Annotated in this window: 8 protein-coding genes; 1 reads left to right on the top strand and 7 read right to left on the bottom strand. The window is 55.1% G+C overall.

Annotation, left to right across the window (positions count from 1 at the left end):
* Window positions 1-254: 254 nt before the first annotated feature.
* The 4 genes from WC811_RS15950 to WC811_RS15935 form a co-directional block, all read right to left on the bottom strand.
* A complete protein-coding gene (locus WC811_RS15950; protein ID WP_372646307.1) occupies window positions 255-818 on the bottom strand; it encodes a TetR/AcrR family transcriptional regulator in 564 nt (187 codons plus the stop codon).
* A gap of 200 nt (window positions 819-1018) precedes the next feature.
* On the bottom strand, window positions 1019-1219 hold the full coding sequence (locus tag WC811_RS15945; protein WP_372646306.1) for a hypothetical protein: 201 nt from the start codon (window positions 1217-1219) through the stop codon (window positions 1019-1021).
* 797 nt (window positions 1220-2016) lie between these two features.
* On the bottom strand, window positions 2017-5154 hold the full coding sequence (locus WC811_RS15940; protein ID WP_372646305.1) for an efflux RND transporter permease subunit: 3138 nt from the start codon (window positions 5152-5154) through the stop codon (window positions 2017-2019).
* A gap of 9 nt (window positions 5155-5163) precedes the next feature.
* Window positions 5164-6264, bottom strand: coding sequence for a hypothetical protein (locus WC811_RS15935; RefSeq protein ID WP_372646304.1), 1101 nt, complete (start codon window positions 6262-6264; stop codon window positions 5164-5166).
* 583 nt (window positions 6265-6847) lie between these two features.
* Between WC811_RS15935 and WC811_RS15930 the strand changes: the two genes are divergently transcribed.
* Window positions 6848-8857: a tetratricopeptide repeat protein gene (locus WC811_RS15930; RefSeq protein WP_372646303.1), complete on the top strand. Its 2010-nt coding sequence runs from the start codon at window positions 6848-6850 to the stop codon at window positions 8855-8857.
* A gap of 429 nt (window positions 8858-9286) precedes the next feature.
* Here WC811_RS15930 and WC811_RS15925 read toward each other — a convergent pair whose 3' ends face one another.
* From WC811_RS15925 to WC811_RS15915, 3 genes are all read right to left on the bottom strand, one after another.
* On the bottom strand, window positions 9287-9529 hold the full coding sequence (locus WC811_RS15925; RefSeq protein ID WP_372646302.1) for a hypothetical protein: 243 nt from the start codon (window positions 9527-9529) through the stop codon (window positions 9287-9289).
* 90 nt (window positions 9530-9619) lie between these two features.
* On the bottom strand, window positions 9620-9835 hold the full coding sequence (locus WC811_RS15920) for a hypothetical protein (protein ID WP_372646301.1): 216 nt from the start codon (window positions 9833-9835) through the stop codon (window positions 9620-9622).
* A gap of 131 nt (window positions 9836-9966) precedes the next feature.
* A complete protein-coding gene (locus WC811_RS15915; protein ID WP_372646738.1) occupies window positions 9967-10362 on the bottom strand; it encodes a helix-turn-helix domain-containing protein in 396 nt (131 codons plus the stop codon).
* Between the last annotated feature and the right edge of the window lie 921 nt (window positions 10363-11283).

Raw genomic sequence — 11283 nt, 5'->3', positions numbered from 1 at the left:
ATTACATACGACATCTAAAAGAGCAAGAGGAAATTACTGCGACGCGGCGTTTTTGTCGCACGGCTTGAGGGGGCATGGCGCCGCGATTTTTAGATTGATCGGAAAATAGAGAGCGCGCCGCCTCGGATATTTGTCGAGGCGGACGGAACGCCAGCGAGCTGTCGGCATCCAAATCGTTTCGAACGTAGTCCGTGTATGGTCCGGCGAGGTGACGCGATCATACGTCTAGCGCCGAGGGCGAAATGATTTTTCGATTATCGGCGCGCTTCGATGATTTGACTTGCGCGCTTGCGTGCTGAGGCAATGATCTCGCCAGATAACTTCTCATCGTCCGTCGCTCGCGCCATGGATACGGCACCTGACAGAAGCGACAAAAGTTCGACCGCTTTTTCCCGGCGGTCGGCAGGCGGGACCGACAAACCTTCCATGATGAGCGAAACGGTGGTCTTAATCCCGCCGGTGAATACGCCTCTTATCGCGCCTTGTTCGCGGCCGACGTCGGGACCGAAAGCCGGTACCGGACAGCCCAGCTCCGGCTTTTTGACGTGCGACAGCGTGAGATAGTCGGCGACATAGGCTTTGAGCGCCGCCTTGGCGCCGTGCGACTGAACTCCTTCCGCAAAGCGCGTATTAATCTCCGTGAAGATCCTCTCGGTAGCCTCCGCCACAAGGGCATCCTTCGAGTCAAAGTGCTTGTAGAAGCCTCCGTGCGTGAGGCCTGCCGCAGCCATGAGATCGGCGAGGCTCGTGCCGACGATGCCCCGCTGCCGCAGCATCTTCGACGTTTCAGAGATTATTTCATCGTGCCGCTGGGCCATGACCTCTCGGGACACTCGCATCGTCAAACCTCTGTTGCGTGCAATCGCACATATATTCGGGCTTTTGCCACCATCACCAGGTTACTCGGTGCATTAGATGCTGAACGAAATCCAAATGTCAAGGATTTACGTGATTGCATCCAAAAAGGTAAAGGAGACCGAAATAGTGTCGGTCCCCATTGTCTTCTTGCAACGGCTATTTAGTGCTTCGTGCGGGTGACGACAGCACCCGCGTGGCTTACGCGCGATGACGATTGAGTCCAGGCACCTTTCTCAGAGCCATTCGGATTAACATAGGAGCCCGCACCCATCGCCCGATCTGTCTCCTCAAGAGCCTGTGCACTAAATGTACCGCCAGAAAAAGCTGCAGCAGCGACAGCAGCAATAATAAGAGCTTTCATTGTCATTCTCCATTCGACCCGTGTTTCACCGCCGACTTGTGGTCGGCAGCCTGATCAGATGACGACCGTCATCTGCAGATATAGATGTTATTCGACATCTAATTGATCAAGCCCGATCTTCGACTTTGAAAGGAAAAGGTGATCGTGTCGCACTTTAGATGTCAGTAGAAAGCTAAATGCGCCCGAGGTGCGCCGATGGCATAACCGGGCTTCCGATCACTCTGCAACTTAGGCGTGGCTACTAACGAGGACGATCAACTCCGAAAGCAGATTTTGGGCTTCCGGGAGAGCGCAAGTATCCAATGCCTGACGCTTCCGATGCCGCGAACGCAAAAGCTCGCGCTTCTGAGGAAGAGAAGAAGGGCAAAATTACGTTGGCTCAGAAGTCCGAGATCGATGCTAAAGCTGGCCGAAAACTTGGCAAGGCAAAGTAGGAACCTCATTTATGAGTCTAGGTTCGCTTGCGGCCGCGAATATTTCGAGGATCAAGTCCGCTCTTAATCAATAAGCAGAAGCTGCCCGAGCGATCGCCGGCGATCAAGCGCCAACTCACGCAGGCGTCCGCTCTAGTATAGGAGCGGACAGCACCTCTATATCTGCAAAACAGAGAAAGCCCGCATGCGCCGCACGATCGCTGGCGGAGCCAATACGGATGTTGCTCGTTTGTCAGTTAAGGCCCATGGGGGCGTGCGATGAAACCTTTAGACCCAGCAACTAAATCCGCTCCTACGCTGTCCTAAAAAAGCAAACTCTCCAATGACCGGGAATAAACCGAAGATAATCTAAAATGAAAACCATCATCGGACCGAATCCAGCTTCTGTGCGGTCTGCTCTAAGGGCGTTGGCGAGGGCTTTTTCGCAAATTCGGAAATCCCCAGCATTCGACTAAGACGAATGAGTGCTTCTGGCAGCACGCCAAGATTTAAGAACGTGGCAGTTGCCAGACCACCGAGTATCGTGATCGCCATCGGCGCTTCGATTTCGTGTCCCGGACGCCCCAAGCCGAGAGCAAGCGGAACAAGCCCCAACGCCGCCATCAATGCAGTCATGAACACCGGCGCCAATCGCTCGGCGGCGGCCAATCGGATCGTCTCGGCGTTCCATCCTTTGCCTTCATCGTCGGCGAGGTGTTCGACGTGCGCGAGCATCATGACTGAGTTGCGCGCGCCGATGCCGAATACGGTGATCAATCCGACGAGGCTCCCAAGTGTCATCCCGATGTTGCTTGCCACGATTGCCGCAACGCTTCCGATGAGACAGAACGGCAAGTTGATGAGTACGAGAACGGCAAGGCGACGTCGGCGAAAGGCAATCGTTAGGACGGTGACGATCAAGGCGGTGCTGAGTGCCGTTAGGCCCGCCAATCGCAATTGGCCTTCCCTCTCGGCCTCGGCTTGGCCGGTGAATGAAATGAAGACATCCTTAGGCAATTCCAGTTTTTCAACGCGCTCGCGCGCCTCCCCCACGAGGTTGCGCAACGAATAGCCCTTGGCTCCGTTGAACGTGACCGCCACGCGACGCTGGGCTCCATCGTGCTGGATATTAGACCGGCCTTCGGTCAACGTGATCGAAGCAATGTTCTTCAACAACGTCTTCGTATTGACGTTGGCGATCATCAGCGTCGAGAGGGCGTCTATTCGATTGCGGTCGTCCGGCGACAGGATGACAACGACATCGATGGTTCGGGCCCCATCATATGTCTGGCCGACGGTCGTTCCGGCGAACGCTGTTTGGATGGTATCGAGAGCATCACGCGCGGTCAGACCATAGTTTGCCAGCGCAATGGGATCGAGCTTGACCGAAAGCGCCGGGACCGAAGCAGTTCTCGGCATTCTGAGATCTGTAACGCCCGGAATATCCGCGACCGCATTCTGGATTTCGGCGCCGGCCTTCTCCAGAGCATCGAGATCGGTACCCATTGCATTAATGACGACCTGTGCCGTCTCGCCGCTAAGGCTTTCACTGATGCGATCGCCAAGGAATGTGAGCGTTTCTGTTCGAACTTCCGGAAAAGCCCGAAGCGTATTGCGAATAATATTTTGCGCTTCCTCCTCGCTTTCCGAGTGGACCGGATTCAACTCAATATGAAATTCGCTTCGATCGACGCTCCAAGTGTCTTCACCGGCTTCGGCACGACCAATCTGGTGCGCGACTGTTTTGACGAACGGTAGTTTGAGCAGCGCCGCCGTGACCCGCTCTCCTACGGCCACCACGTCGTCCGTCGAAGTCCCTGGGGAGGCCATCGCCATTTGCAAGACGAAATGGCCTTCACGGAACTGAGGAATAAGCTCACTGTACAAGAACGGTATGACGGCGATTGAGGCTATCACGCCGGCAGAAAGTGCCAGGATAGTAAGGCCCCATGCGCGCTGCACGACGTAGAGGACTTTGGTTTGCGCGGCCTTGAGAACGTTCAGAAGTGGCGACTCTTTTGTATCTTCCGCATTCGTCAAAAGCAAAGCGCATAGTGCTGGCGTCACAGTCAGCGCGACGAACATCGACGCGAGAACGGCAATGATGAAAGTTAGTGCCATCGGTCCGATAAAGCGGCCTTGCACACCGCCAGCAAACAACACCGGGAAAAATGCGAAAATAACTGCCAGCGTCCCATAAAGCATTGAGCCGCGAATTTCGATCGATGCGTCTTCGACGACTTTCAAACGATCGGCCCCGGGCCCGGCGAGTCGCAGGCGTCGAGCAATATTCTCGATGTCGATGATCGCGTCATCGACCAGAACGCCAAGCGCCAACGCGAATCCACCAAGAGTCATTGTATTGATTGACTGGCCGCATTCGCTGAGGACGACAACCGCCGCGAGCAGAGAGAGCGGGATCGCGAGAAACGAAATCAATGATGCTCGGACGCTTCGCAGGAAGGCGTACAGCACAATCAAGATCAGCGCGGAGCCGATGATCAGCGCTGTCTCGAGATTTTTGAGAGCGCGAACAACGAACGATGCGGGCCGGTGCAGCGCCGGATACACAGTCACGCCTCGCCGTTCCAACGCGGGGGTCAACTCCGCAAGAGCTTCCTCGGTCGCGGTGGTCGCCTCAAGAGTATTGGCACCGAATTGACCGGAAACCGTAATAAGAACTCCGGACTGCCCCATAATCGTCGCGTCGCCAATTTTGGGCGCTGGCCCAATCGTCACTTTGGCGAGATCTTCCACGAGAATGGGACGATTGTTCTGCATCGTGACGACGGCTTTAGAGATCGTCTGCGGATTAGGCGACGGCGGGGGTGTCTCAATTGTAATACGCTGGGCTGATGTTTCGACAACCCCTCCGCCCCGAAGCGCGATGGCCTCGCTGATCGCATTCATGACGTCGGTTACAGTAAGGCCGAGAGCAGCAATTCGTTTCAAATCGGGTTGAATTTGAACCTGCCGGATTGCGCCTCCATAGACCGTCACGCGGGCGATTCCGGGAACGGCCAGCAGCCGTGGCTTTATCGTCCAATCAGCGATGTCTCGGAGGGTGTAAGGGTCAACCTGGTCGGACGAGATGCCGATCTTGAGCACGTCCATGGTGCTAGAAGTCAACGGTGTGAGCTTGGGTGGTCCAAATCCAGCGGGAAATTTTCCATTGAGCGTCGTCAGGCGTTCGGAGATACCTTGTCTCGCGGAAACGGCATCTACGCTTTCCTTGAACGACACCAGCACGACGGAAAGCCCGTAAATCGATTCCGAGCGAACCGTATCGATGCCAGGCGCGCCGATAATTGCCGCTTCAATGGGATGCGTAATGATTTGCTCGACTTGCTCCGGCGCGAGGCCGGGCGCCTCCGTTTGAATCGTGACTTGCGGGGGAACAAACTCGGGAAAGACATCAAGGGGCGCCCGCATGACGAGAAAAGCCCCGAAGACTAGCCAGGCGATCGAGAGCAGTGCAACAAAGCCCCGATAACGGATCGACCACCGAATAAGGGCATTCATGCGAGACGCCTAGTCCGGGTCTGCAGGAGGAGCAGTGTGATTTTGAGCAACCGGAGACGGCGCGCCAGGTTTCTTGCTGAGACCCGCTGAGGGCTGAGTGTCCCCGCCGCCCGCGTCATCGTCGTCATCCAAACTCCCGGGCGTGGCTTCGCGCGCGAGCAGAATAGACGCGCCCTTGATAACGACGCGCGTGCCGGCCTCGAAGTCGCTGTTGACAAGGAAACCTTCTTTGACGGGTGCATCCAAAGATACTTCCCGCCGCTCATATCTTTCAGGCCCCGTTTTCACGTAGCACCAGGACTTGCCAGCATAAACGATGATTGCGGCACTTGGGATGACCACGCCGGCAGGACTGTCGGGGTTGTCTGCAATGACACGAGCGCGATCGCCGGCTCGCAGACCCGGCCCAGCATTTATTAGACCGAAGTACGAAACGCCGGGCATTGCGAGGTTGCCAGATGGCGCCGCCCACATGGCATCGACCTTCGTTTCCTGGCCACCACGCAACGGCATTACGCGGACGTTCTGTGGATTTTCATTTGCGGTGTCAGAAAAGTCCAAACGAAGAATCGCCCGCGATCCACCGGCAATATCGGTGATCAACGCTTGCCGAGATTCAGCGTTCAAGAATGGGGCTTTGTCTCCCCACGTCTGTTGAAGACGCGTGATCACCAGCCTCAAAGCCGACGCATCTATGCCCTGTTGCCGTATGGCACTTTCGACCGTTTGTTTCGAAAGCATGGTTGAAGCTTTGAAACGTTCGAGCTGTCCGCGGCTAAAATTTTCGGCAACCGTAGCTGATCGAATGTCGGCGTCGAGCTGCAGGAGCCCGTCCGAGTTGAGTACGGTTGCGATACCTTGGAGTTTTTGTGTCTCTTTTGATTTTACGAGAGGAACAACGAGGACAGGCGGAGCGGATACGTTTTCGGCCGCATTGTCACGGCCGTTTACCTCCTCAGAATGCAACGCGTTGCGACCGCAGAGCAAAAGGCTCGCGATGAGTATAGCAGCACAAACTGAAGTAGCCGCCGTCACTCCCGTCTCCAGTCGAGGAAAATCAACCATCCATATCGGGAATTCTTCCCTATGTTGTTGGGAAGAATGCGTCAAAGGGCTGAAGACCGCCAGCGTTTTTTAGGACTAAGAGGAGGATAGTGAACGGTCGACCAAAGTTTTTGGAACGAGCGAATATACGGCCGTTATCGACGGTCCAACCTATCGTTGATTCTCATTGGCTAGAAAAAAGTGGCCGTCTTGACGGTGCATTTGATGTTGTCGGCTCTTAATGAATTTAGCCGGAAATTGTTTAGAGCATGCAGGCTCGTTAAGTAGACCTTCTCTCCCTGCTAGGCGGTACGCAATTTTTGCGTCGCAGTATTTTCCTGCGGCCGTGATCTGCAGTTCCTGGGTAAAATTCGAAACGTGGTATTCGGCGTCGATCCGTTGGCCATTGACGGCTATCCGCAGTTTCGCATTTGGGAAAGGTGACTGCGTGATAGAGAACCACTTACCTATCGGCCCAGACCGGCGGCAGAAAATACGCGTGGCTAATTGTTGAAGGGCGGCGTGTTCGGCGGCGTGTTTATGACCTCGATTCAGCGGCGCTAATGATGGGCATTCGCGCCGGATCCCCGCTATAATCGGCCAGAGGGCGTTGCCAAAGCTTTGGAATTTTGTTGGGGGACAAATTCGGATGAGCAAGGGCGAGAAATATGCCGATCTTGGGTTGGCTGCTTCCTTGCTCCGCGAAGGAAAGGTATTGCGCGCTGAAAAGGAAGTTCGGCTATATCTCTCTGTCAGGCCGAACGATGCAAACGCAATAATGCTGCTCGGTGCGATTAAGAGTGAAGCTAAGCAGTATCGGGTGGCGATACCGTTGCTCAAGCGCTCGGTCGCCCTTTTGCCCAGGTCAGCCCAGGCGCACTACAATCTAGCGAAAGCGCTCTTCGGATTTGGCGATCTCGAAGCCGCTCGCGATCACTTCGTACAATCGATCGAGATAGAAGCTGATCACGCGGAAAGCCATAACAACCTTGGCAGCGTGTACTTCGCGCAAGGCCAAGATGAGCTGGCCAGGCAGGCATACGAACACGCGCTCAAACTCAATCCCCAATGTCAGGGCGTTTCTTTCAATCTCGGCATCGTCTTATTAAAGCTCTACCGGTGGAAAGAGGCAGCTCGTGCCCTTCAGGCCGCGACGGCTCAGGACCCTTCTGATCCCCGCGCCCATTATGGGTTCGGCATCTCGCTTTGCGAGTGTGGAAAGTTCGATGATGCGGCGAAGGTCTTCTCACGTATTGTCGAGATTGATCCAGAGAATGGAGCCGCCGCAAGCTTTCTGGCCCATACGAAGCGCATGACCGCCGACTGGGACGGCCTGGCTGCTGTCGAGAACAATGTTCTCCGGCTCATCGATTCACCCAAGACGCGTGACGGATACTACGTCAATCCTTTTCCCTTGTCCGCGATCAGCGACGATCCGGCAATTCTCTTCCGGTGTGCTAAACGCGCCGCGCAACAACCCACGCGCAAGTATACCGAGAGCCAGTTGGATAATATGCGGGCTGTCGACCAGCGTCGTTTAAAGATCGCCTACGTGTCAGGTGATTTTCGGGAACACGCGACGTCTCGTTTAATCGCAGGTTTTATAGAGGAACACGATCGCAAACGGTTCGAGGTTTTTGGTATTTCGTTTGGCCCAGATGACAAGAGTGCCGTCCGTCGACGCATGAAAAATGCCTTTGAAGTCTTCCTCGATGTTCAAGACCAATCACCCCAAGCCACAGCCGACCTTATGCGCAAACACGAGATCGATATTGCAATTGATCTCGTTGGTTGGGCCCAACTTCGGCGAACGGAGATTTTCGCAAATCGCGCCGCTCCGGTGCAGGCAAATTACCTTGGCTGGCCGGGGACAATGGCAACGCGGTATATGGATTACATCGTAGCTGATCCGATTATTATCCCCGAAGACCAGTACAAACACTACTCCGAGGCCGTTGTGCATCTCCCGGAGTGCTATCAGCCAAACGATCAACATCGACCATTGCCAACAACTATTCCAACCCGTGCATCGTGCGGGCTGCCCGATCAGGCGATCGTATTTTGCTGCTTCAATAGTCCCTATAAAATTGGACCACTGATGTTCGACATCTGGGGACGGATCTTGAATCAAGTGCCTGGCAGTGTGCTGTGGCTGATTGAGAACACTCGCCAGACGTGTGAGAACTTGAGGAGGCAGGCGATAGCACGAGGTGTCGACGGCGCCAGATTGGTATTTGCGCCATGGGTCCAACAAGCTGCTCATTTGGCGCGCTTGCGGAATGCGGACATTTTTCTAGACACCTTGCCGTATAATGCCCACACAACAGCCAGTGACGCACTATGGTCTGGAATTGCGGTAGTCACTTGCAACGGCAATAGCTTCGCCTCCCGCGTCGGATCGAGTTTGGTTATGGCCGCGGGCGCGCCTGAGTTATCGACTTCGACGCTGGAGGAATACGAAAACCTCGCTATCGAGCTCGCGACCAATCGAAATAAACTTTTGGCAATTAAAGCGCGACTTGAGGCATCAAGAACATCTTCTTCGCTGTTCGATCAGCGCCGCCTCTGCCGCCATGTGGAAAAGGCCTATCAAACCATGCAGGATAGAAGGCAGCGGGGATTACCCGCCGAGTCATTTCGAGTCGATTTAGAAGTGTAAGCCTTCGCTAGGCTGGAACGCGCACTTTCTTACTATCTCTCAGGCATCACGCCATCCCCGCGCACGCTTGCGCCTTACAGTACTTTTTGACCGACCAGCATCTACGCCAATCCTACGTTCAAACATCCGCCTCGACTTTGTCTGTCAGCGCCTTCCTGACAGCATCCCAATGCGGCTTTGCTTCCGCCGCGTCGACGATGTTCCCCAGAATGCCCCTGCCGCCTTCAGAGTTCTCCAAATCCGAGTTCGATCTGCCTAACCTCTGGGCGCTCGTTCCCAATCGAACGGTCGCCAGAAAAAACGAAAACCCCGCCTCGGTGTGGGTGAGAGGCGGGGTTTGGAGTAGCATAACCATTGACCGTGGAGGCCAACGACATTTGTCTGTGATGCGCGCCAGAGTGCAGCAGGCCGAACGACCAATGCCTTTGGCTACGCGTGACCGACGCGCTCGCCACCTGAACTTGCGACCTTGACGTCGATGTATTTTACAACGGCGAGAATAATGTCCCGTCCGTGATCGCCATATTTTCCGACTTCGAGCCAGCGGCAGAGACGATACACAATCATTTCACGGTCGTCGTCTTCGAGTATCTCCATGCCGACAAACGCCTCATCAAGTCGCTTGATGACTCCGGTTGCATCGACCGGTTCTTCGGTAAGGTAGTCGCCCATCAAACCCCCTAGGGAATTGCTCAAGAGAAGAAGGTGCTACGCAAACTATCGCGGTGCCCGCGTTTCTTGGTCCGTCATTCCACCGCGCGATTAGCGACTGAATTGATTCGTGAGTCTTTTTTGAGAGACAGAGGGCCGCGCCCGCCATGTGGTGTTGTCGGACACGTCCGCGATGAACTCGCGAGTCAGTTCAAGCCCTGAACCATTTGGAAGATTGATGTCGATGATCGTCACATCGGGCGCATCGCGCGACATCGCGGCACGGGCTGCCGTCACCGTTCGCGCCTCGATGATGAGCAGCTTCACGGTTGGCCTTGCTCACCTCGGCAAAGACCGAAATTCATCCCACGTCGGCGTGCTGCAAGATCGGGCCGCACAGAGATAATTTCTTGGACGCGGGACCAGCGGCTCTCGGCTGGAAGCTGGCGTTTCCTGTCCTAACGTCGGCGACGCATTCTTGCGTTAAATGCGATGACCTCCGAGAGGATATCCGAATGCTCGGCGCGAGTGCCCAAGTCAGTTGGCATTTGAGCGAGAGTTTCGTCGACGGTGCTCCTGGGAGCTACGCGAGTTGGCTTTCGAAAAAGTCGCGCAAAATGCGCCGGCGCGGAGTAACCCAGTGATGTAGAGATCCGCGTTATAGAGACATCGGTGTGGGTCAAGGCTTCGAGCACTCTCCTCGCGCGCATTGCAATTGGCAAAGTACGAAAGTCGGCGCCTTCGCGGTTCAACTTACGCTGCGACGCCCGAACGCTCGTATCGACTGAGTGTACTGTGCTTGCGATCGAAACCCTTCCAGCAAGCACCTGCGACCAGCGCCGCGGGGGCGCCATTGCAACGCCGTCAGGCCACACCCGTCGCTCGGCTGCAAATCGCCGGCGGCAGAAGTGGTTCGTTTCCGCATAGGCTTCGCAACCTCCCTTGCGGGCTACGCCCAATCCGTCTTCCGCGCAGCATCTGGTCGATGGAGGTGCGATGAATCGACATTGCCCCTGTATCGCTCCATGGCGCGCAATCAATGTGCCGGCGATCGAAGCTGCCCACCTGCTATCAACCGTAAGTACACACATGGTGTTGCGTTGGCGATTAGCGGTCATGGGGGCAAACTGTTCGTCAGCAAACTGATGAAGAGTAGCTTGCATCCGCGACACTAAAGATCGGTTTAGATCGGTTCCCGATAATTCGTCGCTCCAGACCTCAATGCGCGCCTCTTGCATAGGTCGATCAACCGATCTGCAAAATGGCGGATAGCGCGTTTGACTGACTGCTAGGCCTTCTCGGGTGCTCTAAAGATATGATTCCTCGATATGAGGACGGACATTCTCAATCGGGCAGTTCTGGCCGATCGTCCAAAATGCTCACGAGCCATTTAGAGAGCAAAAATGTATAGAACTTGGGTAGAGCACTCATTTGTGGTGGCGATTTACTACTTCGTGAGCGCCGCCTACGCCGTCTCGGCGTTCAGCCTTGTCATTATATTGATCCCGTTCGTAACGCTGACCTCTGCATGGCGGACGTTGAAAAGAGCGAGAGATCGGTCGATCATAGTGATCGACTACAATGGAAATGAACAACTGTATCGAAAGGATCGGTGGCGCCAGGGTGAATAGATACGGATACCGTGCAGATCTCACGTCATCGACTTAATCAGATTGCAACGCGAGATCTGTATAGACTTGGTCAGTCTATAACTGATCTGAGGCGCCGCTACGCAAGCCACCACTATAAGGTTTGGATCAATCGGCACCGAGCAT

Source organism: Hyphomicrobium sp. (genome assembly GCF_041659645.1).
Lineage (GTDB): Bacteria > Pseudomonadota > Alphaproteobacteria > Rhizobiales > Hyphomicrobiaceae > Hyphomicrobium_B.
Note: the sequence above shows the minus strand (reverse complement) of the source record. Positions and strands in the feature narration are given on the sequence as shown.

Bases quoted from the DNA above. Each gene is read 5' to 3' on its own strand.
- WC811_RS15950 (WP_372646307.1), bottom strand. From the start codon at position 818: ATGGCCCAGCGGCACGATGAAATAATCTCTGAAACGTCGAAGATGCTG.
- WC811_RS15945 (WP_372646306.1), bottom strand. From the start codon at position 1,219: ATGAAAGCTCTTATTATTGCTGCTGTCGCTGCTGCAGCTTTTTCTGGC.
- WC811_RS15940 (WP_372646305.1), bottom strand. From the start codon at position 5,154: ATGAATGCCCTTATTCGGTGGTCGATCCGTTATCGGGGCTTTGTTGCA.
- WC811_RS15930 (WP_372646303.1), top strand. From the start codon at position 6,848: ATGAGCAAGGGCGAGAAATATGCCGATCTTGGGTTGGCTGCTTCCTTG.
- WC811_RS15925 (WP_372646302.1), bottom strand. From the start codon at position 9,529: ATGGGCGACTACCTTACCGAAGAACCGGTCGATGCAACCGGAGTCATC.
- WC811_RS15915 (WP_372646738.1), bottom strand. From the start codon at position 10,362: ATGGCGCCCCCGCGGCGCTGGTCGCAGGTGCTTGCTGGAAGGGTTTCG.